Below are 23,846 nucleotides of genomic sequence, written 5' to 3' on the forward strand. Positions count from 1 at the left end.
GCTTCGTGCGGGCGCGATGCTTTGGCAGCTGACTCAGATGTTATGGGTTGGCGGCCTGTGGTTATTGCATATCGGCCTGCTGCCGGTGCTGGGGTTGATTGGCCTGGCACCGCTGCTGATTGACGAAATAGCAGGCATGCTGAATGCACTGATGGTGGGGTTTGCCACAGTGTGTCTGGTTTTACAGGCTTTGGTGCTGATTCAGGCCGTGGGCCTTGCCAGTCTATGGCGCGATATTCGTGGCCAGTTGTTGCTGGTGGGGTTGTGTGCCTGCGCGATGTACTTCGCCGTGCGTGTCGGGTGGCCCGATGCGGTGCGTTGGCAGGTGTTCAGCTATCTTGTTTTGGGCTTTTCCGGACTGGTGCTGGTCATGCAGCCGGTGCCTGGATGGAGTGGCAGGGTGCGCGAAGCACACCCTTGACCCTTTCCATCACTTGAAGCGATGGACGTTCGACAGCTGTTTGTTGACGCTGAAGTTCTTGCGGTAAATCAGTGCCATCTTGCCGATGACCTGAACCAGGTCCGCCTTGCCGACCTTGCACAGTTCTGCAATGGAGGCCAGGCGCGATTCGCGATCGAGGATGTTGAGCTTGATTTTGATCAGCTCGTGATCCGCCAAAGCGCGTTCAAGTTCGGCTAACACACCTTCAGTCAAACCGTTGTCAGCCACAATCAAAACTGGTTTCAGATGGTGGCCAATGGATTTGTACTGTTTCTTCTGCTCTTGAGTGAGCGGCATAATCTGACCCTTTCGTCTGGATTCTGTAAAATGGCGGCCATTTTACCCGAGGGTTCGTGGATCCGCCCAATTAATCACGACCCTTATCATCGAGGTGCCCAATGGCGCGTTCCAAGACAAGCCTTGGTTGGCTGAAAAGACATGTCAATGACCCCTATGTGAAGCAGGCGCAGAAGGATGGCTACCGCTCGCGTGCGAGTTACAAACTTCTGGAGGTCCAGGAGAAGTACAAGCTGATCCGTCCGGGTATGACCGTTGTCGACCTGGGGGCGGCGCCCGGTGGCTGGTCGCAGGTCACTAGCCGGCTGATCGGTGGTCAGGGGCGCCTGATCGCCTCGGACATCCTCGAAATGGACAGCATTCCGGACGTGACTTTCATCCAGGGTGACTTCACCCAGGACGAAGTGCTCGCTCAGATCCTGGACGCCGTGGGTAATTCGCAGGTGGACCTTGTGATTTCCGATATGGCCCCCAATATGAGTGGTACGCCCGCCGTAGATATGCCCAAAGCCATGTTTCTTTGCGAGCTGGCTCTTGATCTGGCCGCTCGGATACTCAAGCCGGGTGGTAATTTTGTGATCAAGGTTTTTCAGGGTGAAGGGTTTGATGCTTATGTGAAGGACGCTCGTCAGAAATTCGACAAGGTCCAGATGATCAAGCCGGACTCTTCCCGCGGCAGTTCCCGCGAGCAATACATGCTGGCTTGGGGCTACCGCGGCCGGAGTGAGTAAAACGAGGTTTTTTTGCGGGGCAATAGGAATTTCGTATTTCGCCCTGTGAGAAATAGCGAATATTGTGTAGGAAGAGTTTCACAAAGGGTTACAGACGGCGCCTGCCAAGTTGTAGGTAATGTAGTAAGTTAGGCCGGTGAATATCATGCGAAGCGCGCGCCATCAGCGGCGCTTGCTTCAGAGGGTAGTTAATTGAACGATATGGCAAAGAATCTGATCCTGTGGTTGATCATCGCGGCTGTCCTGGTGACGGTGATGAACAACTTCTCCAGTCCTAACGAGCCGCAGACCCTCAACTATTCCGACTTCATCCAGCAGGTCAAGGATGGCAAGGTCGAGCGCGTGGCGGTTGATGGCTACGTGATCACCGGCAAGCGCAACGATGGCGACAGCTTCAAGACCATTCGTCCGGCGATCCAGGATAATGGCTTGATCGGCGATCTGGTGGATAACCATGTCGTGGTCGAAGGCAAGCAGCCTGAGCAGCAAAGCATCTGGACTCAACTTCTGGTCGCCAGCTTCCCGATCCTGGTGATCATTGCCGTGTTCATGTTTTTCATGCGGCAGATGCAGGGCGGCGCAGGTGGCAAGGGCGGGCCAATGAGCTTTGGCAAGAGCAAGGCGCGCCTGCTCTCCGAAGATCAGGTGAAAACCACGTTGGCTGACGTTGCCGGTTGCGACGAAGCCAAAGAAGAAGTGGGCGAACTGGTCGAGTTCCTGCGTGATCCGGGCAAGTTCCAGCGTCTGGGTGGTCGTATTCCACGCGGCGTGCTGATGGTTGGTCCTCCGGGTACCGGTAAAACCTTGCTGGCCAAGGCGATTGCTGGCGAAGCCAAGGTGCCGTTCTTCACCATCTCCGGTTCTGACTTCGTCGAAATGTTCGTCGGCGTCGGTGCCAGCCGTGTTCGCGATATGTTCGAACAGGCCAAGAAACACGCGCCATGCATTATCTTCATCGATGAAATCGACGCCGTCGGTCGCCACCGTGGTGCCGGCATGGGCGGCGGTCACGACGAGCGCGAGCAGACTCTCAACCAGTTACTGGTGGAGATGGACGGCTTCGAAATGAACGACGGCATCATCGTGATCGCGGCCACCAACCGTCCAGACGTACTGGACCCTGCGCTGCTGCGTCCGGGCCGTTTCGACCGTCAGGTCGTGGTCGGTCTGCCGGATATCCGTGGTCGCGAACAGATTCTCAAAGTCCACATGCGCAAAGTGCCAATGGGTGATGACGTCGCTCCGGCGGTGATCGCTCGTGGTACCCCTGGTTTCTCCGGTGCCGACCTGGCCAACCTGGTCAACGAGGCGTCGTTGTTCGCCGCGCGTGCCGGCAAGCGCATTGTCGAGATGAAGGAATTCGAGCTGGCCAAAGACAAGATCATGATGGGTGCCGAGCGCAAATCCATGGTCATGTCCGAGAAAGAAAAGCAGAACACGGCTTACCATGAGGCGGGTCACGCCATTGTTGGTCGCGTCGTGCCTGAGCATGATCCGGTGTACAAGGTATCGATCATCCCGCGTGGTCGTGCGCTGGGTGTGACCATGTTCCTGCCGGAAGAAGATCGCTACAGCCTGTCCAAGCGAGCGCTGATCAGCCAGATCTGTTCGCTGTACGGCGGTCGTATCGCTGAAGAAATGACACTGGGCTTCGATGGTGTCACCACCGGTGCTTCCAACGACATCATGCGTGCCAGTCAGATTGCGCGGAACATGGTGACCAAGTGGGGTCTTTCGGAGAAACTCGGACCATTGATGTATGCCGAAGAAGAAGGTGAAGTTTTCCTTGGTCGCGGCGGCGGTGGTCAGAGTGCAAGTTTCTCCGGCGAAACAGCCAAGCTGATCGACTCCGAAGTGCGCAGCATTATTGATCAATGCTACGGCACGGCTAAGCAGATCCTTACGGACAACCGTGACAAGCTCGATGCCATGGCTGATGCCCTGATGAAGTATGAGACGATCGATGCCGATCAGATCGATGACATCATGGCGGGTCGTACGCCTCGCGAACCTCGCGATTGGTCGGGTGGCACGGGTACTTCCGGAACCCCTCCGGTGGTGCAGGATGAGCGTCCGGAAACACCGATTGGCGGCCCGGCTGCTGACGTTTAAGGTTTGAAATGACTTCTGTTCAGTCCTCGACCCGGTTGCCTTGCGGCAACCGGGTTCTTGATTTGGCCCATACTCATGTCATGGGCATTCTCAATGTCACTCCCGATTCTTTCTCCGACGGTGGTCAATACAGCCAGCTCGACGCGGCTTTGCGCCATGCTGAAGCCATGGTGGCGGCTGGCGCGACCCTGATCGATGTGGGCGGTGAGTCCACGCGACCAGGTGCCAGGGCGGTTTCGCCGTTGGAAGAGCTGGAGCGTGTTGCGCCGGTCGTCGAGCGGATCAGCCGTGAGCTGGATGTGATCATCTCAGTGGATACTTCCACGCCAGCCGTCATGCGCGAGACCGCGCGACTGGGGGCCGGGTTGATCAATGACGTTCGGGCGCTGCGTCGGGAAGGCGCGCTGGATGCGGCGGCGGCAACCGGGTTGCCAGTCTGTCTGATGCATATGCTCGGCGAGCCGGGCGACATGCAGGACAATCCGCAATACCGGGACGTTACGAAGGAAGTGGGCGAGTTTCTCGCTGAGCGCATGGCCCGGTGCGCAGCTGCGGGGATTGGCGCCGATCGGATCATTCTCGATCCAGGCTTCGGCTTCGCAAAAAACTTGCAACACAATCTTAGCTTGTTCAAGCATATGGAAGCCTTGCATGCCTTGGGGCGACCCCTGTTGGTCGGGGTTTCGCGAAAGAGCATGATCGGGCAAGCATTGAATCGCCCCGTGGGTGAGCGCTTGTTTGGCGGTCTTGCCCTTGCGGCGCTGGCTTCGCATAAGGGCGCGCGTATATTGCGCGTCCATGATGTAGCAGAAACTATCGATGTGGTGAGGATGATCGCCGCAGTGGAATCAGCCGAATAAGAGTTATGGAGAGCTTATGACTAGGAAATACTTTGGTACTGACGGCATTCGTGGTCGAGTCGGTGAATACCCGATTACTCCTGATTTCATGCTCAAACTCGGCTGGGCCGCGGGCATGGCGTTTCGCAAGATGGGTGCCTGCAAGGTGCTTGTCGGCAAGGACACCCGCATTTCCGGTTATATGTTTGAGTCGGCACTCGAGGCCGGGCTCACCTCGGCAGGCGCAGATGTAATGTTGTTGGGGCCGATGCCAACGCCAGCCATCGCTTACCTGACGCGCACCTTTCATGCTGAGGCCGGGATTGTGATCAGTGCTTCGCATAATCCTCACGATGACAACGGCATCAAGTTCTTCTCCGGAAAGGGCACCAAGCTGCCGGATGAAGTCGAGCTGATGATCGAGGAGCTGCTGGACACGCCGATGACCGTGGTTGAGTCGAGCAAGATCGGCAAGGTCACGCGAATCAACGATGCGTCGGGTCGTTATATCGAGTTCTGCAAGAGCAGCGTGCCGACTGGCACCAGCTTCGCCGGGATGAAAATCGTCATCGACTGTGCCCATGGTGCGACTTACAAGGTGGCGCCTAGCGTGTTCCGTGAGCTGGGCGCCGATGTCGTTGTTCTTTCCGCGCAGCCCAATGGTTTAAACATCAATGACAATTGTGGTTCGACCCATATGGGGCAACTGCAGGCTGCCGTTCTTGCCGAGCATGCTGATCTTGGGATCGCGTTCGATGGTGATGGTGACCGTGTTCTGATGGTCGATCACACGGGTACCATCGTCGATGGGGATGAGCTGCTGTACATCATTGCTCGCGATTTGCATGAGCGCGACAAGCTGCAAGGCGGTGTGGTCGGTACCCTGATGAGTAACCTGGGGCTGGAGCTGGCTCTGGCGGACCTCGCGATTCCTTTTGTTCGTGCCAATGTTGGTGATCGTTATGTGATTGCTGACCTGCTGGAGCGCAACTGGCTGGTAGGAGGCGAGAACTCGGGGCATATCGTTTGCTTCAATTACACCACTACGGGTGATGCGATCGTTGCTGCATTGCAGGTTCTGATGGCGCTCAAGACGCGCTCGGAAAGTCTGGCTCAGTCTCGTCAGGCGTTGCGTAAGTGCCCGCAGGTATTGATCAATGTGCGTTTTGGGGGGGGAACGAGTCCTCTCGAGCATTCGTCGGTCAAGGAAGCCAGTGAGCGAGTGACCAAGGCCATGGCGGGTCGTGGACGCGTGCTCCTGCGCAAGTCCGGGACAGAGCCACTGGTGCGCGTCATGGTCGAAGGCGAAGACGAAACTCAGGTTCGCGGCTACGCCGAAGAGCTGGCAAAACTGGTTACTGAAGTTTCTGCCTGAATTCGGCTTGCCAGCCATGATTGTGTTGGGTAACATCTGCGCCCACTTTGACCGACGAGGTACAGCATGCGTCGCCCTATGGTAGCTGGTAACTGGAAGATGCACGGTACCCGCGCCAGCGTCGCTGAGCTGATCAAAGGCCTTCGTGATCTGGCCTTGCCGAGCGGTGTTGATGTTGCGGTATTCCCGCCTTTTCTGCATATCAATCAAGTGATTGATGGCTTGGAAGGAAAGCCGATTTCGATTGGCGCGCAGAACTCTGCGGTGGAATCAATGCAGGGTGCGTTGACTGGTGAGATTGCACCGAGTCAGTTGGTGGATGCAGGTTGTTCCCTGGTGCTTGTCGGGCACTCCGAGCGCCGCCAGGTACTTGGCGAGCAGGACGGAATGCTGATTCGCAAGTTTGCGGCGGCACAGGCGTGTGGCTTGACCCCGGTGTTGTGTATAGGGGAAACCCTTGAACAGCGCGAAGCCGGGAAGACTCTTGAGGTTGTCTCGCGTCAGCTTGGCAGTATCATTGAGGAGTTGGGCGTCGGTGCTTTTTCAAGCGCAGTCATCGCTTACGAGCCGGTCTGGGCCATTGGTACCGGTCTGACTGCTTCGCCGCAACAAGCTCAGGATGTGCATGCAGCCATCCGTGCGCAGTTGGCGGTAGAGAATTCTGAAGTCGCACAAGGTGTGCGGCTTCTATACGGCGGCAGCGTGAAGGCGGCCAATGCGGTCGAACTGTTCGGCATGCCGGATATCGATGGGGGGCTCATTGGTGGAGCTTCCCTGAATGCAGATGAGTTCGGTGCGATTTGTCGCGCCGCGGGAAACTGAAAAAATGCTGGAAACAGTCGTAGTCGTTTTTCATCTGCTGGGTGCATTGGGCGTAGTTGCTCTGGTATTGCTGCAGCAGGGTAAAGGTGCGGATGCTGGCGCGTCTTTCGGAGCAGGTGCTTCAAATACTGTGTTCGGAAGCCAAGGTTCCTCTACCTTTCTTAGTAAGTTTACTGCTATACTTGCCGCAGGTTTCTTCATAACCAGCTTAGGGTTAGGTTACTTTGCTAAAGAGAAAGCTCACCAGCTGACTCAAGTAGGTTTGCCAAACCCGGCAGTGTTGGAAGTTCCAAAGCAACAACCGGCTTCTGATGATGTACCGGTGCTTCAAGAGCAAAAGTCGGCCAACAGTGCGACTGACGTGCCTCCAGCTCAAGAGCAGAAGTAAGAAGGGTTTCAAACGTAGTATTGCCGAGGTGGTGGAATTGGTAGACACGCAACCTTGAGGTGGTTGTGCCCATAGGGTGTAGGGGTTCGAGTCCCCTTCTCGGTACCAATTAGTCAGGATAGCCCGCTATTGCGGGCTTTCTTGCAGGTGGAAGGTTACATTGACCCTGTCAAGGATCGGTCGTATACTTCCGCCCCAGCTTTGTCGCGGGGTGGAGCAGTCTGGTAGCTCGTCGGGCTCATAACCCGAAGGTCGTCGGTTCAAATCCGGCCCCCGCAACCAGTTTAAGGAGCCCCTTTTAAGGGGCTTTTTGTTAGCTGGACACTTTATAACGCCGCTGTTCGACGGCGTTTCAGGGATGGGCGTTTCGCCCATTTTTTTATTTTGCATAGCATGCATTTACATGCACGAGGGGGTTCAGGTGTCGAGCAAGCTAGAACAGTTGCAGGCCTTGTTGGCCCCGGTGGTCGTGGCCCTTGGCTATGAATGCTGGGGTATTGAGTTTTCGGCTCAGGGTCGCCACTCACTGTTGCGCGTTTATATCGATAAAGAAGGCGGTGTGCTGGTGGACGACTGTGCCATCGTCAGCCGTCAGATCAGCGGTGTCCTGGATGTTGAAGATCCGATTTCCGTTGAGTACACCCTTGAAGTTTCCTCGCCTGGCATGGAACGCCCTCTGTTCACTATTGAGCAGTTTGCAAAATTTGCCGGTGAACAAGTGAAGATCAAGCTGCGCTCGCCTTTTGAAGGTCGACGCAACTTTCAGGGCCTTCTGCGCGGTGTAGAAGAGCAGGATGTCGTGGTGCAGGTAGAAGACCACGAGTTCCTGTTGCCGATCGATATGATCGACAAGGCCAACATTATTCCCAGTTTTGACTGAGACGCGGATCCCGCGGATCCAATGGCTTGCGAAAGGCGAGGCGTACGATGAGCAAAGAAGTACTGCTGGTTGTTGAGTCGGTATCCAATGAAAAGGGCGTACCGGCAAACGTAATTTTTGAAGCGCTGGAGCTGGCTCTGGCCACTGCTACCAAAAAGCGTTTCGAGGACGAAGTTGATCTGCGTGTGGAAATCAATCGCCACACCGGTGCTTATGAGACTTTCCGTCGCTGGACGGTTGTCGAAGAGGCAGACCTGGACGATCCGGCCATCGAAACCTGGCCGAGCAAGGTTGCTGAAACGCATCCGGGTGCCAAGGTGGGTGACGTCGTCGAAGAAAAAATCGAGTCGATCGAATTCGGCCGTATCGCTGCACAGACTGCCAAGCAAGTCATCGTGCAGAAAGTCCGCGAAGCCGAGCGTGCCCAGGTTGTTGACGCTTACCGCGAGCGCTTGGGTGAAATCATCTCCGGTACCGTGAAGAAAGTGACCCGCGACAACGTGATCGTCGATCTGGGTAACAACGCTGAAGCGTTGCTGGCTCGTGAAGACATCATTTCTCGCGAAACCTTCCGTGTTGGCGTGCGTCTGCGTGCGCTGCTCAAGGAAATCCGCACCGAGAACCGCGGCCCGCAGTTGATCCTGTCGCGTACCGCGCCGGAAATGCTGATCGAGTTGTTCCGCATCGAAGTGCCGGAAATCGCTGAAGGCTTGATCGAAGTGATGGCGGCGTCCCGTGACCCGGGTTCGCGCGCCAAGATCGCCGTCCGCTCGAAGGACAAACGCATCGACCCGCAGGGCGCTTGCATTGGTATGCGCGGCTCGCGCGTCCAGGCGGTGTCGGGCGAGTTGGGCGGTGAGCGTGTTGATATCGTTCTGTGGGATGACAACCCGGCTCAGTTCGTGATCAACGCCATGTCACCGGCCGAGGTTGCGGCAATTATCGTCGACGAAGATGCCCATGCAATGGACATCGCCGTTGGCGCAGACAATCTGGCTCAGGCCATCGGTCGCGGTGGTCAGAACGTGCGTCTGGCCAGCCAATTGACTGGCTGGACCCTGAACGTGATGACCGAATCGGACATCCAGGCTAAGCAGCAAGCAGAAACCGGCGACATCCTGCGCAACTTCATCGACGAGCTGGAAGTCGACGAAGAATTGGCCCAGGTGCTGGTCGATGAAGGCTTCACCAGCCTGGAAGAGATTGCCTACGTACCGTTGGAAGAAATGCTCAACATCGACGGCTTTGACGAAGACATCGTCAACGAGCTTCGCGCTCGTGCCAAGGATCGTTTGTTGACCAAAGCCATCGCTACTGAGGAAAAGCTGGCAGACGCCCATCCGGCCGAAGACCTGCTCTCGCTTGAGGGTATGGACAAGGATTTGGCGATGGAACTGGCGGTGCGCGGCGTAATTACCCGCGAAGACCTGGCCGAGCAGTCTATTGACGACCTGCTCGACATCGACGGCATTGACGATGATCGTGCCGGCAAGTTGATCATGGCCGCCCGAGCCCACTGGTTCGAGTAATTAGGCGCGGCCTGAGGAGAGAAGTGCATGACGCAAGTCACGGTGAAACAACTGGCCGATGAGGTCAAAACACCGGTAGAGCGCCTGTTGCAGCAGATGCGTGAGGCAGGTCTGCCGCACACCGCCGCCGAAGAAAGTGTGACTGATAGTGAGAAGCAATCGTTGCTGACTCACTTGAAAAGCAGCCACAAGGCGAAAGTGGAAGAACCACGCAAGATTACGCTGCAGCGTAAAACCACCAGCACCCTGCGTGTTGCTGGCAGCAAAAGCATCAGCGTAGAAGTACGCAAGAAGAAAGTCTTCGTACAGCGCAGCCCGGAAGAAATCGAAGCCGAGCGCAAGCGTGAACTGGAAGAGCGTCGCGCAGTAGAAAATGCTGCACGTCAGAAGGCTGAAGAAGAAGCCAAGCGTCGCGCCGAAGAAGAAGCTCGTCGCCAGCCAGCCGCTGCGCCGACCGCTCCAGCCGAACCTGTAGCCGCGCATGCAGCAGTGGCCGAACCTGTGCGCGAAAGCGCGCCGGTCGTGGCAGCTGCTCCAGCTGCGCCTGCGGCGGACACTCGCAAGCGTGACGAACAGCGCCGTCCGGACAAACCACGTGCCGACGATAACAATCGTCGCGGTAGTGGCGATGGCGAGCGCAAAAACGCTCCGCATCGTGCGTCGGTCAAGGAAAAAGCGCCTGCTCCACGCGTTGCCCCTCGTACTACCGACGAAGAAAGCGATGGCTTCCGTCGTGGTGGTCGCGGCAAGGCCAAGCTGAAGAAGCGCAATGCCCACGGTTTCCAGAGCCCAACCGGCCCTGTCGTGCGCGAAGTGAAGATCGGCGAGACCATTACTGTGGGCGATCTAGCCCAGCAGATGTCGGTCAAGGCTGCTGAAATCATCAAGTTCATGTTCAAGCTGGGTACTCCGGCGACCATCAACCAGGTTCTCGATCAGGAAACTGCTCAACTGGTTGCCGAGGAGCTGGGCCACAAAGTGACCCTGGTCAGCGACACCGCCCTGGAAGATTCCCTGGCCGAGTCCCTGAAGTTTGAAGGCGAGGCCGTTGCCCGTGCGCCAGTCGTGACCGTAATGGGCCACGTTGACCATGGTAAGACTTCCCTGCTCGACTACATCCGTCGTGCCAAGGTTGCAGCTGGCGAAGCCGGCGGTATTACCCAGCACATCGGTGCATACCACGTTGAAACCGACCGTGGCATGGTGACGTTCCTCGATACCCCGGGCCACGCCGCGTTTACCGCGATGCGTGCCCGCGGTGCCAAGGCGACCGACATTGTGATCCTGGTCGTTGCAGCGGACGACGGCGTGATGCCGCAAACCATCGAAGCTGTTCAGCATGCCAAGGCCGCGGGCGTTCCGCTGGTCGTGGCGGTGAACAAGATCGACAAGCCGGGCGCTGATCTCGATCGCATCCGTAGCGAATTGTCGGTACACGGCGTGACGTCGGAAGAGTGGGGCGGTGACACGCCATTCGTACCGGTCTCGGCGAAGATGGGTACCGGTGTCGACGAATTGCTCGAAGCCGTTCTGCTGCAAGCCGAAGTTCTGGAATTGACAGCTACGCCTTCGGCTCCTGGTCGTGGTGTGGTGGTTGAATCGCGTCTCGACAAGGGCCGTGGCCCGGTGGCGACCGTTCTGGTTCAGGACGGTACCTTGCGTCAAGGCGACATGGTGCTGGTCGGTTCCAACTACGGCCGTGTTCGCGCCATGCTCGACGAGAACGGCAAGGCCATCAAGGAAGCCGGTCCAGCCATCCCTGTCGAGATCCTCGGCCTGGACGGTACCCCGGATGCTGGCGACGAGATGAGCGTGGTTGCCGACGAGAAGAAAGCCCGTGAAGTGGCTCTGTTCCGTCAAGGCAAGTTCCGCGAAGTCAAACTGGCTCGTGCTCACGCAGGCAAGCTGGAAAACATCTTCGAAAACATGGGTCAGGAAGAGAAGAAGACGCTCAACATCGTCCTCAAATCCGACGTCCGTGGTTCGCTGGAAGCGTTGAACGGTGCCTTGAACGGCCTGGGTAACGACGAAGTGCAAGTGCGTGTTGTCGGTGGCGGTGTCGGTGGTATCACCGAGTCCGACGCCAACCTGGCACTGGCCTCCAATGCTGTACTGTTCGGCTTCAACGTGCGTGCCGATGCCGGCGCTCGCAAGATCGTCGAGCAGGAAGGTCTGGATATGCGTTATTACAACGTGATCTACGACATCATCGAAGACGTCAAGAAAGCCCTCACCGGTATGCTTGGCAGCGATGTTCGCGAGAACATCCTCGGTGTGGCCGAAGTGCGTGACGTGTTCCGTTCGCCGAAGTTTGGCGCGATCGCCGGTTGCATGGTGATCGAGGGTACTGTTCACCGTAACCGTCCAATCCGTGTACTGCGCGAAGACATCGTTATCTTCGAAGGCGAGCTGGAATCCCTGCGCCGCTTCAAGGATGACGCTTCCGAAGTGCGTGCCGGCATGGAATGCGGTATCGGCGTGAAGAGCTACAACGACGTCAAAGTCGGTGACAAGATCGAAGTCTTCGAGAAGGTTCAGGTTGCTCGCAGCCTCTAACTCGCGCACTTCAAGAGCCGTGATGGGCAGCCGCATGCAAATGCACGGCGCATCACCCGGACTCTAAACGCAACGCCCGGTCTGGCTTCTGTCAGGCCGGGCGTTTGCCGCTTTCAGACCTCACGGGTTTCGCCGTGGGGCAGTAACAGGTAACAAGACATGGCAAAAGAATATAGCCGTACCCAACGTATCGGCGATCAGATGCAGCGCGAGCTGGCACAACTGATCCGTCGTGAAGTCAAAGACCCGCGCGTCGGCCTGGTCACCATTACCGCAGTGGAAGTCAGCCGTGACGTCGGTCACGCCAAGATTTTCATCACCGTGATGGGTCAGGACAGCGCTGAAGACATCGCACAGAGCATCAAGGTGCTCAACTCAGCCGCCGGTTTCCTGCGCATGCAGTTGGCTCGCGAGATGAAGCTGCGCAGCGTTCCACAGTTGCACTTCCATTACGACGAAAGCGTTGTGCGTGGTGCGCATCTGTCGGCTTTGATCGAGCGCGCAGTGGCTGAAGACAATCAGCATCCGGTTGCGGCAGAAGCCGAAGACACCAAGGAGTAATCGGTGGCTCAGGTCAAACGTATCCGTCGTAACGTCAGCGGTATCATCCTGCTGGACAAGCCGCTGGGGTTCACCTCCAATGCGGCCTTGCAGAAGGTCCGCTGGTTGCTCAATGCCGAGAAGGCGGGACACACCGGCAGTCTCGATCCGCTGGCCACCGGCGTGTTGCCGTTGTGCTTCGGTGAGGCCACCAAGTTCTCGCAATACCTGCTCGATTCCGACAAGGGTTACGAAACCCTGGCGCAACTGGGCAAAACCACGACCACGGCGGATGCCGAGGGCGAAGTTTTGCAGGAGCGTCCTGTGACCGTTGGTCGCTCCGATATCGAAGCTGTGTTGCCGAATTTTCGTGGGCAAATCAGTCAGATACCGCCGATGTACTCGGCGCTCAAGCGTGATGGCCAGCCGCTGTACAAGCTGGCCCGTGCAGGCGAAGTAGTGGAGCGTGAACCGCGTTCTGTTACTATTACGCGCTTGGAATTGCTGGCCTTCGAAGGTGATACTGCGCGGCTGGCAGTGGATTGCAGCAAAGGCACCTATATTCGCACCCTGGTGGAGGATATTGGTGAGCAGCTCGGTTGTGGCGCTTACGTTGCAGAACTGCGACGTACCCAGGCCGGGCCTTTCACGCTGGCCCAGACGGTCACCCTGGAAGAGTTGGAAGCGGTACATGCCGAAGGCGGCAACGAAGCGGTCGACCGCTTCCTGATGCCATCGGACAGCGGTCTGCTGGATTGGCCGCTTTTGCAGTTCTCGGAGCACAGCTCGTTCTACTGGCTTAACGGCCAGCCGGTCCGCGCTCCGGATGCACCGAAATTCGGTATGGTACGGGTACAGGATCACAACGGTCGCTTCATCGGTATCGGTGAAGTGAGCGAAGACGGGCGCATCGCGCCGCGTCGACTGATTCGGTCAGAATGACCGGACGAGGGTGGCTGTCAACAGGCACGGTCACTACTCATTTTTAGATACAGGGATTTGTCCCTGGCCTGTTGAAACTGTTTTTCTGAAACAGTTTCCTGATAAAAGGATTGCCTCATGGCTCTCGACGTTCAAGAAAAAGCCCAAATCGTAGCTGACTACCAGCAAGCTGTTGGTGACACTGGTTCGCCAGAAGTGCAAGTTGCACTGCTGACCGCCAACATCAACAAACTGCAAGGTCACTTCAAGGCCAACGGTAAAGATCACCACTCCCGTCGTGGTCTGATCCGCATGGTAAACCAGCGTCGTAAGCTGCTGGACTACCTGAAAGGCAAAGACGTGAGCCGTTACAGCGCTCTGATCGGTCGCCTGGGTCTGCGTCGCTAATTCAGCGATTGCGCTAGAGGTTGGTTGTCTGTCGTGTGTCCGCGGGTTTCCCGCTGGCACATGGCAGGCTTCCAGCCTCAAGTTTTATCTGGATATCTGCTTTGCCTGAGTAGCTGCACCCTGGACATCCCGATCGGGCCGACTCCCGACGTTGCCCAAGAATTTCGCAAGAAACCAGTTTCCCCAAGAGCCACAAAAGAAGGTAGGACACCGTGAACCCGGTCATCAAAAAATTCCAGTTCGGTCAGTCGACCGTTACCCTCGAGACTGGCCGTATCGCCCGTCAGGCCTCCGGCGCAGTATTGGTCACCGTTGACGACGACGTCAGCGTATTGGTGACCGTAGTCGGTGCCAAGCAAGCCGATCCAGGCAAGGGCTTCTTCCCTCTGTCTGTTCACTACCAGGAAAAAACTTACGCTGCCGGTAAGATCCCTGGTGGTTTCTTCAAGCGCGAAGGCCGTCCTTCCGAGAAAGAAACCCTGACTTCCCGTCTGATCGACCGTCCGATCCGTCCGCTGTTCCCGGAAGGCTTCATGAACGAAGTGCAGGTAGTCTGCACCGTCGTTTCCACCAGCAAGAAGACCGATCCGGACATCGCTGCGATGATCGGTACCTCGGCTGCGCTGGCGATCTCCGGCATTCCGTTCGATGGTCCGATCGGCGCTGCCCGCGTTGCGTTCCACGAAAGCACCGGTTACCTGCTGAACCCGACTTACGAGCAGCTGGCTGCTTCGAGCCTGGACATGGTCGTTGCCGGTACTTCTGAAGCCGTTCTGATGGTTGAATCCGAAGCCAAAGAACTGACCGAAGACCAGATGCTGGGCGCCGTACTGTTCGCCCATGACGAGTTCCAGGTCGTTATCCAGGCCGTCAAAGAGCTGGCCGCCGAAGCTGCCAAGCCAACCTGGACCTGGGCTCCGCAAGCCGAAGCCACCGAGCTGCTGGGTGCCATTCGCGCCGAGTTCGGCGAAGCGATCTCCCAGGCTTACACCATCACCGTCAAAGCCGACCGTTATGCTCGCCTGGGCGAGCTGAAGGATCAGGTCGTTGCCAAGCTGTCCGGCGAAGAAGGCCAGCCTTCCGCTGCTGACGTCAAAGCTGCTTTCGGTGAAATCGAATACCGCACCGTTCGCGAAAACATCGTAAACGGCAAGCCACGTATCGACGGCCGCGACACCCGCACCGTACGTCCGCTGAACATCGAGGTCGGCGTTCTGCCGAAGACCCACGGTTCGGCGCTGTTCACCCGTGGCGAAACCCAGGCTCTGGTCGTTGCAACTCTGGGTACTGCCCGTGATGCACAACTGCTGGACACCCTGGAAGGCGAGAAAAAAGACCCGTTCATGCTGCACTACAACTTCCCTCCGTTCTCGGTGGGCGAGTGTGGTCGCATGGGTGGTGCCGGTCGTCGCGAAATCGGTCACGGCCGTCTGGCCCGTCGTTCGGTTCAGGCCATGCTGCCTGCCGCCGACGTGTTCCCGTACACCATCCGCGTTGTGTCGGAAATCACCGAGTCCAACGGTTCGAGCTCCATGGCTTCGGTCTGCGGTGCTTCCCTGGCTCTGATGGACGCTGGTGTTCCAATGAAGGCGCCGGTTGCCGGTATCGCCATGGGTCTGGTTAAAGAAGGCGAGAAATTTGCCGTCCTGACCGACATCCTGGGCGACGAAGACCACCTGGGCGACATGGACTTCAAGGTAGCCGGTACCGCCAAAGGCGTGACCGCGCTGCAGATGGACATCAAGATCAAGGGCATCACCGAAGAAATCATGGAAATCGCTCTGGGCCAAGCCCTGGAAGCGCGCCTGAACATCCTCGGTCAGATGAACCAGATCATCGGCCAGTCGCGTACCGAACTGTCGGCCAATGCACCGACCATGATCGCGATGAAGATCGACACCGACAAAATCCGTGATGTCATCGGTAAAGGTGGCGCGACCATTCGTGCGATCTGTGAAGAGACCAAGGCTTCGATCGATATCGAAGACGACGGTTCGATCAAGATCTTCGGCGAAACCAAGGACGCCGCTGAAGCGGCACGTCAGCGCGTTCTGGGTATCACCGCGGAAGCCGAGATCGGCAAGATCTACGTCGGTAAGGTTGAGCGCATCGTCGACTTCGGCGCATTCGTCAACATCCTGCCTGGCAAGGACGGTCTGGTTCACATCTCCATGCTGAGCGACGCTCGTGTAGAGAAAGTGACTGACATCCTCAAGGAAGGTCAGGAAGTGGAAGTACTGGTACTGGACGTGGACAACCGCGGCCGCATCAAGCTGTCCATCAAGGACGTAGCAGCAGCCAAGGCTTCGGGCGTTTAATCCGCTCCCCCGCCTGACCGCTTCAACGTTCTAAAAAAGACCCCGCCGTGAAAACGACGGGGTCTTTTTTTGCCTGTAGACAATCGAGGCGCTGGCTAAAGTTGCCGGTATGCCTTCGCGATGCTAGGTTTAGCGCACCGCCCGTGTAGCTCAGTCGGTAGAGCAGCGCACTCGTAACGCGAAGGTCGCAGGTTCGATTCCTGTCTCGGGCACCATCCCCCCCCCCCTGTTGTTTAGCCTTTCTGCTCCAATCCTCGATCGTACTGTTGAGTTCGTCTCTTTCGTTGCGGCTGGCGTCTTGGCCGGAATCGCTGCCGGCCTGTTTCCAGGCGCGACAGAAGGTGAGTGCGGTTTATTTGTGGATTGATGTAAAGAGTCGTGTAAATCGTCTGATAAACATCCTATATTCGGAACCTGCATGAGCTTAGCCCAGCAGTTTTCAGATGATCCCGAATGGTTCTGAAGGCCAGACAAACCAGGTTGAACACGGTTATTTGCGTCAGAGAGATCCTTGATGATCCAGATCCATCTTCCATTCCCCAGATCAGCGAGAACACCATGACCGTTAAAGAATTGAGCCAGGAAGCCCGGCACGAAGAGGCACTCAAGAAATATTTGCTGGATTCGCCCCAGCTAGCCGAAGAGATCAAGGATTTGCCAGCCGACGATCAGAAAGACCAGATCCAGTGGGCCTTCGAGGATGAGGCTGAAGCCCAGGGCCTGCAGCCGTGGGAACTGACGCTCAAGTACACATCAAGCCCCGAAGAGTACGAGGCCGCGCGCCTGGTTCTGCACAAGGAGGCGGCTGAAGTGTTGGGCGTCGAGTGGGATGAGTACTGCGAGATGAATAATCTGGTGGTCTGAAAAAGCGCCCACCACATGCAGGAGCGAGCAAGCTCGCTCCTGCAGTTTTTCATTGCGAGTGATCAGAGGCTCAGACGCATCGACAGATCGACGGCCTTCACATCCTTGGTCATTGCACCAATCGAAATGTAATCCACGCCGGTTTCGGCGATAGGCAGCAACGTGCTTTCGTTGATGCCGCCGCTGGCCTCCAGTTTTGCCTTGCCAGCGTTCAAGCGCACGGCTTCGCGCATGTCATCCAGGCTCAGTTCATCGAGCATGATGATGTCGGCACCGGCCGCCAAGGCCTCTTTCAGTTCATCCAGGTTTTCCACTTCGATCTCAACCGGTTTGCCCGGTGCGATTTTGTGCGCGGCGGCGATGGCCTCAGGAATGCCTCCGCAAGCGGCGATATGGTTTTCCTTGATCAGGAACGCGTCATACAAACCGATGCGATGATTGTGACAACCACCACAGGTCACGGCGTACTTTTGCGCCAGACGCAGACCTGGCAAGGTTTTGCGAGTGTCGAGCAGCTTGACCTGGGTCTGGGCCACGAAATCCGCCAGGTATTGCGCGCGGGTGGCCACGCCGGACAGCAGTTGCAGGAAGTTCAAGGCACTGCGCTCACCGGTTAGCAACGAGCGCGCGGGGCCTTCGAGGTGGAACAGCACCTGGTTGGGTTTGACCCTTTCGCCATCGGCGACCTGCCAGTGCACCGCCACTCGTGGATCCAGTTGCCGAAACACGGTATCGACCCAGGCGGTACCGCTGATGACGGCGGCGTCGCGGGTGATGATGGTGGCTTTGGCCAGGCGTTCGGCCGGGATCAGCTGTGCGGTGATGTCGCCGCTGCCAATGTCTTCGAGCAGCGCACGGCGCACGTTGGCTTCGATTTCGGTGGTCAAATCGGCGAGGCGTAGATTCGGCATAACGGACTCCACAAACAAAGTGGCCCGATTATAGGGCCATGGTGCGAAGCAACCCAAGGCATCCGAGCTATCGCCAATGCTCAGACGCCTGCATTTGGTCGAATCCCAAGGACCTGCCTGTAGGCAAGGGAGGGGGCTATTTACGCAGAAGCCGAAGAGTCCTCTGGCGCAAGCGCTCTCTTTTACAAGATAATTCGCCTTGTATTTGACGCCATGACTTTGACGATTCGGATTTTCTGGAGGCTGGATGCACAAAGACGGGAATGTAGTGCCCGACGCCGGTACACGACTGTTGGCGCGGGTGCCGGGTTTGCTCAAATCCTTGCGCGAGGGTTTGAGTGGTTCGGCGTACGACCCTTTCGTCACCAGTGAGTTTTTCAGCGAGCTGGAAAGCCTGCATGTGCAATTGTTTGAGCGGCCCGAGCGCCCGCTCGCGGACGCGGCGGTCATGATCGAAGTGCTGGAAAGAATCGTATTGCCCAGCGCCGATGAAGGCCCTGTGGATAAGGGGCTGCCGCTGCCGGCAGACGATGCCGGAATGCGCCACGTCAATCAGCTGCATTCTGGCTGCTGGGTCGAGTTCCAGACCGATCCGGAAAACTCCCTGCGCTGCAAACTGGCGGCGATCATTGAAGCCTCCGGTCAATACATCTTCGTCAACCGCACCGGCATGAAGGTGCTGGAGCGCAGTCGTTCGTCCCTGGCGCGGGAATTTCGCCAGGGGGCGGCACGGGTCCTCGATGACACCTTGTTGTTTGATCGGGCGCTGGAGTCGGTCATCGGCCACCTGCGGCGTCTCAATCGCGGCAAGTGATCGCGTTCGGACGGGCTATCGCGGCATACTGGGCACTCACACGGTCGTCGTTGAAGGAGCCTGTATGCAGTTGGACCCCGCAAGCGGTTGGTGTCAGGACGTGCGTCTTTGCCCCTCGCCCAACTTCAATGCGCGCCCCACGGGCGAAATTTCCCTGCTGGTGATCCACAACATCAGCCTGCCGCCGGCGCAATTCGCCACGGGAAAGGTGCAGGAATTTTTCCAGAACCGACTGGATGTCACGGAGCACCCCTACTTTGAAGGGATTGCCGATCTGCGGGTGTCGGCGCATTTTCTGATCGAGCGTGACGGCACTGTCACCCAGTTTGTCTCTTGTCTTGAGCGCGCCTGGCACGCCGGCGTTTCGAGTTTCGAGGGGCGGGAGACCTGTAACGATTTTTCCGTGGGAATTGAACTCGAAGGCACGGATGATCTGCCGTTCACCGACGCCCAATATGACGCGTTGACGGCCCTGACCCTGCAACTGCAAAGCGCCTTCACGGCCATTACCACGCAGCGCATCTGCGGGCACAGTGACATCGCGCCCGGACGCAAGACTGATCCGGGACCGGCGTTCGATTGGGCACGCTATCGTGCGGCCTTGGCAAAAGCCGCCATGGAAAAAGAGGAGTAACAATGAGTTTTCTGGTGCTGCTGTTGGCGGTCTGGATCGAGAAGTTCTCGGCCCTGCGCCACCGGGTACAACGCGACGGTTTTTGGTTGCGCGAGCTGGCCAGGATTGAGGTCAACGCGCGTCTGGTCAATCGGCCGTGGCTGATCCTGGCCATTTCGGTATTTTTGCCGGTGGCGTTGCTGGGGTTGCTGTTGATGGTGCTGCAGCCGGTGGCCTACGGTTTGCTGGTGTTACCGGTGCACCTGCTGGTGGTGATTTACAGTCTGGGTCGTGGCGATCTGCTCGCTGGTCTGGGGCCGTTTCGCGACGCCTGGCGTCGGGAAGACCTGCAAGCCGCGGCCCATGTCGCCAAACGCGATGTGGATATCTGCGCCGACAGTGGCGAACAACTGCTGGAACGGGTTGAAGGACATTTGCTGTGGGAGGCCTACCAGAGCTTTTTCGCGGTGATTTTCTGGTACTTCCTGTTGGGGCCGGTCGCGGCTCTGAGTTATCGATTGCTCGCGCTGGTTGAGGAGCATGGGAAAAACCCGGCCGTGGTCGAACGCGCGGCGCAACTGCGTCATGCCTTCGATTGGCTGCCGGTGCGCTTGCTGGCGGCAAGTTTTGCCTTGGTCGGCAACTTTGTCGCCGTCGGCCGGGTGATGTTGCACGAGTTGTTGAACTGGAACATCAGCGCCGCGCTATTGATCGAGAAGGCCGGGCTGGTGGCGGGTGAAATCCCGGCACCGGTGGTCGGGCCTGAAGGCATCAATAATCTTGACCGGATCTGGGAACTGCTGTTGAGGGCTGCAGTGCTCTGGTATGCCGGTTTCGCCTTGTGGACCGTTCTGGCCTGATTTCTTTATTAGCGGCCAAAAGATTGTCCGGGCGCAGCCAGAACCTCGGACAAACTTTTGCCGTTAACCTTAAGTTACAAAACCTCTCTTCGATTTACGCTATACAGAAATAGCGCCGGGTAGTGGCTATCTGCTGTCGGTCTGCGCCTGCCAATAAAAATAAGAAATCATGGGGAGACTTCCAGTGAAGAGCTTGCTCTATCCCGCTGTCGCACTGATGAACCGTCTGAGCTTTGGCATGAAGTTCAGTCTGATCAGCGTCCTGTTCCTGGTGCCGATGCTGGTGACCAACTTCTACCTGGTGCGTGACTCCTATCGCGAGTTCCAGGGTACCCGTACCGAACTGCAAAGCCTCGATCTGCTGGGCAGCAGCCTGGCGTTGCGGCGCGATCTGGAAACCCTCAACAACCTGGTGCAGATCAATGTCACCCTGGGCCAATCGGGCAAGGCGGGCAATGTCGAGTCGCAGATCAGCGCCCTGGAGCAAAGCCTTCTGACCCGTTTGCAGGGGCTGACCGCGATGAGCACGGACCCCGAGCAAATCGCGGTATTCGATACCAAGCGCGATGAAATGATCGCCGCCTTCAAGGCGCAACACAGCGAAACGTCCCTGCAAAGCAAAAGCGGAATGATTGGCAAGTTGCTCGGCAGTGCGCAGATTTTCAGCCAGATCGTCGCCAGTCAGGCCGGACTGAGCCGCGATTCCCAGAGCGACATGCGCCAACTGAGCGAACTCATCACCAATGTCACCCCGCCAGTGACTCAGCTTCTGGGTGAAGGCCGGGCGATGGGCTCCTTCTCGCTGGGCCAGGGGTTTCTCAATTCGGCGTCGAGTACCCGTTTCGATGAGCTGTTGGCGCAGATCGAAAAGCTGCAAGGCGAGTATGGGCTGAAATTGCAGGACGCATTGGGTTCCAGTAGAGCGGCTCGGGAAACCCTGGCAGCCCTGGCCGATGGCAGCAGGGCGACGTTGAAAAAGGCCAGTGAACTGTTCGAAGAGCAAGTGGTAATGGCCGACACCCTGGATACGCCCTGGCAGGGTTTCTACGATCAGGTCACTGGCCTGATGGACCAGACGTATCAACTCAACGAAGCCACGCTGAAATTTCTCGGCGTGCAGTTGCAGCAGCGCCTGGATCAGAACCGCACGCACATGGTCTTGCAGGCAGTGGCGCTGTCGGTGGTGTTTGTGCTGATCTTCTACCTTTACGGCGGCTTCTACGCCTCGACCCGTACCACGCTCAAACGCCTTGGCGGGGTGATGGATAAAGTCGCGGCCGGCGACATGACGGTGACGTTCAGCGCCCACAGTCGCGATGAATTGGGCGAGTTGGGCGAGGTATTCAACGGCACCGTGAAAAAAATCCATGACCTGATTGAGCGCGTGGGGCAAACCGTCAGTGAGGTGGAACGCCAGGCCGGGCAAGTAGAAAACGTCTCGGCGCAAAGCAACCATGCCGTGGCCGGGCAACGGAGCCAGATCGAGCAAGTGGCCACGGCAATGAACCAGATGTCGGCCACGGCCCTCGAGGTCGCGCGCAGCGCCGCCGCGGCGGTCAGCAGCGCCCACAGTGTCAACGACGAAACCATCAGTGGGCGTGGGCTGGTCGAGTCCCAGCAAGGCAGCATCGCGGCACTGGCCAGCGAAATAGATCAGTCGGTGCTGGTGATCAATCAACTGGCCAGTGACAGCCAGTCCATCAGTCGCGTGCTGGAGGTGATCAAGAGCATCGCCGAACAAACCAACCTGTTGGCGCTCAATGCCGCCATCGAAGCGGCGCGGGCCGGCGAGCAGGGGCGTGGATTCGCCGTGGTGGCGGACGAGGTCCGGACACTGGCCAAGCGAACCCAGCAATCGACCGAAGAAATCGAACAGATGATCACCAGGCTCCACAGTGGGGTCGGTGCTGCCGTGAAGGCGATGGGTGTGAGTCATGAGATGGCCAATGGCACGGTAGGGCAGTCGGAAAAGGTCCAGCAGGCGCTGGAAAACATCCTCGGTGCCGTCGGTATGATCGTCGACCAGAACCAGCAGATCGCCGCAGCCGTGGAACAGCAAACGGCGGTTGCCCACGATATCGACCAGAACATTGTCGAAATCAATCGTGCCGGTGAACGGACTGCTGAAGGTGCGCACCAGACCGAGGATGCCAGTCGAGTGTTGTCGGCTCAGGTGGTGGAACTCAAACAGCTGATTAGCGCATTCCGCGTCTAGATAGCAGCAGTCCGCCAGCTGTATAAACGCTTGCTTGCGATGATGGCGTGATGGCCGACGTTGATGCCGTCGGGCATCCCGCGTTCGCGAACAGGCTCCGTTTCAAAGGTTCTGTGTGTGGCTGAAAATTTTGTAATACCTTTCTCAAATTTCCTAAGAACCTTGCTGTTTTTCTCCATGTTCCTGTATTTCAACTTCAATGAACGGAGATTCATTTCAGTGCCCACACGGAGGAGGCCTTTCTATGCCTGTTGCAACCCTTGGAATCCAGGGACGCTGCGCCCATTGCCAGCGCACATCGCTGCTTGAGTCCTGGCAGATCAACGCCATTGCAATCAACGAAGCGTTCAGATGCACACATTGCCGAAAAGCCTTGCAACTGAACGACCCGAAACAAATCAAGCGCTTCAAGTCGCTTGATTCCCTGGCCATGTTGAAGGCGAGCCTGCTGGTGATGATTTGCACCGCTTTACTGGTGGCGCTGGTGCTGGAGTGGCTTGGCATGATCAGCGTTCTGGAACAGCTCAATTTCTCGCTGCTGGCGATTTTCGTCTACTTCATCGCCATGCGCTTTGCCCGTCAGCGTCAGCACATGACATTGATTCTTGAGGCCGCCAAGGCTCACGCCGACTGACTACCAGTTGAACAATTCACAGGCATTGGCCGTGCTGACCGCCGCCAATCGCTCAGGGCTGATCGCCATGATGCTGGCCAGTGCCGCGCAAATGGCGGGCAAGTGCGCCGGGCTGTTGCGTTGACCGGGGTACATGGCGGGTGCCATGTCCGGTGAGTCGGTTTCCAGGACCACTGATTCCAGCGGCAGCTCGGCGAGGACACGGTGCATGCGCAGCGCTTGGGGCCAGGTCGCGGCGCCGCCCAGGCCGAGCTTGTAACCGAGCTTGATGTATTCGCGCGCCTCTTCCTTGCTGCCGGCGAAGGCGTGGATGATGCCCGCGCGTGGCAGGCGAAACCGCTTGAGCGTGGCAATGACCGCCGCATGACTGCGTCGCACATGGATCAGTGCCGGCAGATTGAAATCCGCGGCCAGTTGCAGCTGTGCATCGAACAACGCTTGCTGGCGTTCGCGGTCGAGGGTTTCGATGAAGTAATCCAGGCCAATCTCGCCCACTGCGCACAACTGTCGGTGACCGGCCAGACGGGTCAGCCACTCACCGAGTTCGCGTAAATCATCGGGCTGATGATCGTCCAGATAAACGGGATGCAGGCCGAACGCGGCATGCAGGTCGGGATCGCTTAGCACCAGATCCCAGACGCGCTGCCAATTGCCCTGATATACCCCCAGCACCACCATCCGTCGTACCCCGAGGGCTCGGCTTTCGACCAGCAGCGCCTGACGATCCTTGTCGAAATCGGGAAAGTCCAGATGGGTGTGGCTGTCGATCAGCTCCAC

At 57.7% G+C, this 23,846-nt stretch carries 22 protein-coding genes, 3 tRNA genes and 1 pseudogene; 23 read left to right on the plus strand and 3 right to left on the minus strand.

Annotation, left to right across the window (positions count from 1 at the left end; all coding sequences use genetic code 11):
- The first annotated feature begins 16 nt into the window (after positions 1 to 16).
- Complete coding sequence (locus GQ39_RS29135) at positions 17 to 421, plus strand: hypothetical protein (RefSeq protein ID WP_047537492.1); 405 nt, start codon at positions 17 to 19, stop codon at positions 419 to 421.
- Positions 422 to 430: 9 nt separating this feature from the next.
- Here the strand turns inward: GQ39_RS29135 and GQ39_RS29140 are convergent, their stop codons facing one another.
- A complete protein-coding gene (locus GQ39_RS29140) occupies positions 431 to 739 on the minus strand; it encodes a YhbY family RNA-binding protein (RefSeq protein ID WP_007942889.1) in 309 nt (102 codons plus the stop codon).
- A gap of 101 nt (positions 740 to 840) precedes the next feature.
- Between GQ39_RS29140 and rlmE the strand changes: the two genes are divergently transcribed.
- From rlmE to GQ39_RS29225, 17 genes are all read left to right on the plus strand, one after another.
- Positions 841 to 1,470 (plus strand): 23S rRNA (uridine(2552)-2'-O)-methyltransferase RlmE, encoded by a 630-nt coding sequence (gene rlmE, locus GQ39_RS29145; RefSeq protein ID WP_047537498.1) that lies wholly within the window; start codon positions 841 to 843, stop codon positions 1,468 to 1,470.
- A 201-nt stretch (positions 1,471 to 1,671) separates the two neighbouring features.
- Complete coding sequence (gene ftsH / locus GQ39_RS29150; protein WP_047537502.1) at positions 1,672 to 3,582, plus strand: ATP-dependent zinc metalloprotease FtsH; 1,911 nt, start codon at positions 1,672 to 1,674, stop codon at positions 3,580 to 3,582.
- 8 nt (positions 3,583 to 3,590) lie between these two features.
- Positions 3,591 to 4,442: a dihydropteroate synthase gene (gene folP, locus GQ39_RS29155; protein WP_047537505.1), complete on the plus strand. Its 852-nt coding sequence runs from the start codon at positions 3,591 to 3,593 to the stop codon at positions 4,440 to 4,442.
- A gap of 16 nt (positions 4,443 to 4,458) precedes the next feature.
- Positions 4,459 to 5,796 (plus strand): phosphoglucosamine mutase, encoded by a 1,338-nt coding sequence (gene glmM, locus GQ39_RS29160; RefSeq protein ID WP_047537508.1) that lies wholly within the window; start codon positions 4,459 to 4,461, stop codon positions 5,794 to 5,796.
- Positions 5,797 to 5,862: 66 nt separating this feature from the next.
- Positions 5,863 to 6,618, plus strand: coding sequence for a triose-phosphate isomerase (tpiA, locus tag GQ39_RS29165; RefSeq protein WP_047537511.1), 756 nt, complete (start codon positions 5,863 to 5,865; stop codon positions 6,616 to 6,618).
- A 4-nt stretch (positions 6,619 to 6,622) separates the two neighbouring features.
- Positions 6,623 to 7,006, plus strand: coding sequence for a preprotein translocase subunit SecG (gene secG, locus GQ39_RS29170; protein ID WP_047537514.1), 384 nt, complete (start codon positions 6,623 to 6,625; stop codon positions 7,004 to 7,006).
- Between the two features lie 22 nt (positions 7,007 to 7,028).
- Positions 7,029 to 7,114 (plus strand) — tRNA-Leu (locus GQ39_RS29175).
- A 97-nt stretch (positions 7,115 to 7,211) separates the two neighbouring features.
- A tRNA-Met gene (locus GQ39_RS29180) sits at positions 7,212 to 7,288 on the plus strand.
- A 139-nt stretch (positions 7,289 to 7,427) separates the two neighbouring features.
- The gene (gene rimP / locus GQ39_RS29185) at positions 7,428 to 7,886 is read left to right on the plus strand and encodes a ribosome maturation factor RimP (RefSeq protein WP_047539309.1); all 459 of its coding nucleotides are present in this window, start codon (positions 7,428 to 7,430) and stop codon (positions 7,884 to 7,886) included.
- Between the two features lie 47 nt (positions 7,887 to 7,933).
- Positions 7,934 to 9,415 (plus strand): transcription termination factor NusA, encoded by a 1,482-nt coding sequence (nusA, locus tag GQ39_RS29190; RefSeq protein WP_047537517.1) that lies wholly within the window; start codon positions 7,934 to 7,936, stop codon positions 9,413 to 9,415.
- A 27-nt stretch (positions 9,416 to 9,442) separates the two neighbouring features.
- Complete coding sequence (infB, locus tag GQ39_RS29195) at positions 9,443 to 11,971, plus strand: translation initiation factor IF-2 (protein WP_047537520.1); 2,529 nt, start codon at positions 9,443 to 9,445, stop codon at positions 11,969 to 11,971.
- Between the two features lie 159 nt (positions 11,972 to 12,130).
- Positions 12,131 to 12,532, plus strand: coding sequence for a 30S ribosome-binding factor RbfA (gene rbfA / locus GQ39_RS29200; RefSeq protein ID WP_034148332.1), 402 nt, complete (start codon positions 12,131 to 12,133; stop codon positions 12,530 to 12,532).
- A gap of 3 nt (positions 12,533 to 12,535) precedes the next feature.
- Positions 12,536 to 13,453: a tRNA pseudouridine(55) synthase TruB gene (truB, locus tag GQ39_RS29205; RefSeq protein WP_047537524.1), complete on the plus strand. Its 918-nt coding sequence runs from the start codon at positions 12,536 to 12,538 to the stop codon at positions 13,451 to 13,453.
- A gap of 117 nt (positions 13,454 to 13,570) precedes the next feature.
- Complete coding sequence (gene rpsO / locus GQ39_RS29210; protein ID WP_046820615.1) at positions 13,571 to 13,840, plus strand: 30S ribosomal protein S15; 270 nt, start codon at positions 13,571 to 13,573, stop codon at positions 13,838 to 13,840.
- Positions 13,841 to 14,052: 212 nt separating this feature from the next.
- Entirely contained in the window at positions 14,053 to 16,158 is a 2,106-nt protein-coding gene (gene pnp / locus GQ39_RS29215; protein ID WP_047537528.1) for a polyribonucleotide nucleotidyltransferase, read from the plus strand.
- 139 nt (positions 16,159 to 16,297) lie between these two features.
- Positions 16,298 to 16,373: transfer RNA gene (locus tag GQ39_RS29220), tRNA-Thr, on the plus strand.
- A 343-nt stretch (positions 16,374 to 16,716) separates the two neighbouring features.
- Positions 16,717 to 17,022, plus strand: coding sequence for a DUF6388 family protein (locus tag GQ39_RS29225; protein WP_047539312.1), 306 nt, complete (start codon positions 16,717 to 16,719; stop codon positions 17,020 to 17,022).
- A gap of 62 nt (positions 17,023 to 17,084) precedes the next feature.
- On the opposite strand, the gene nadC is transcribed toward GQ39_RS29225, so the two are convergent.
- Positions 17,085 to 17,933 carry a carboxylating nicotinate-nucleotide diphosphorylase gene (gene nadC, locus GQ39_RS29230; protein WP_047537530.1) on the minus strand — a complete coding sequence of 283 codons (849 nt, stop codon included), beginning with the start codon at positions 17,931 to 17,933 and terminating at the stop codon, positions 17,085 to 17,087.
- Positions 17,934 to 18,204: 271 nt separating this feature from the next.
- Here nadC and GQ39_RS29235 point away from each other — a divergent pair.
- The 5 genes and pseudogenes from GQ39_RS29235 to GQ39_RS29260 form a co-directional block, all read left to right on the plus strand.
- Positions 18,205 to 18,747: pseudogene (locus tag GQ39_RS29235) on the plus strand (DUF1631 family protein); the annotation flags it as partial.
- Positions 18,748 to 18,811: 64 nt separating this feature from the next.
- Entirely contained in the window at positions 18,812 to 19,381 is a 570-nt protein-coding gene (ampD, locus tag GQ39_RS29240; protein WP_047537536.1) for a 1,6-anhydro-N-acetylmuramyl-L-alanine amidase AmpD, read from the plus strand.
- Positions 19,382 to 19,383: 2 nt separating this feature from the next.
- The gene (gene ampE / locus GQ39_RS29245; protein WP_047537538.1) at positions 19,384 to 20,220 is read left to right on the plus strand and encodes a regulatory signaling modulator protein AmpE; all 837 of its coding nucleotides are present in this window, start codon (positions 19,384 to 19,386) and stop codon (positions 20,218 to 20,220) included.
- A 184-nt stretch (positions 20,221 to 20,404) separates the two neighbouring features.
- The gene (locus GQ39_RS29250) at positions 20,405 to 22,435 is read left to right on the plus strand and encodes a methyl-accepting chemotaxis protein (RefSeq protein WP_047537541.1); all 2,031 of its coding nucleotides are present in this window, start codon (positions 20,405 to 20,407) and stop codon (positions 22,433 to 22,435) included.
- A 244-nt stretch (positions 22,436 to 22,679) separates the two neighbouring features.
- Positions 22,680 to 23,069: a hypothetical protein gene (locus GQ39_RS29260; RefSeq protein WP_047537547.1), complete on the plus strand. Its 390-nt coding sequence runs from the start codon at positions 22,680 to 22,682 to the stop codon at positions 23,067 to 23,069.
- Here GQ39_RS29260 and GQ39_RS29265 read toward each other — a convergent pair whose 3' ends face one another.
- Positions 23,070 to 23,846 (minus strand): TatD family hydrolase, encoded by a 777-nt coding sequence (locus GQ39_RS29265; protein WP_047537549.1) that lies wholly within the window; start codon positions 23,844 to 23,846, stop codon positions 23,070 to 23,072.

Source organism: Pseudomonas sp. 11/12A (genome assembly GCF_000800055.1).
GTDB classification, from domain to species: domain Bacteria; phylum Pseudomonadota; class Gammaproteobacteria; order Pseudomonadales; family Pseudomonadaceae; genus Aquipseudomonas; species Aquipseudomonas mohnii.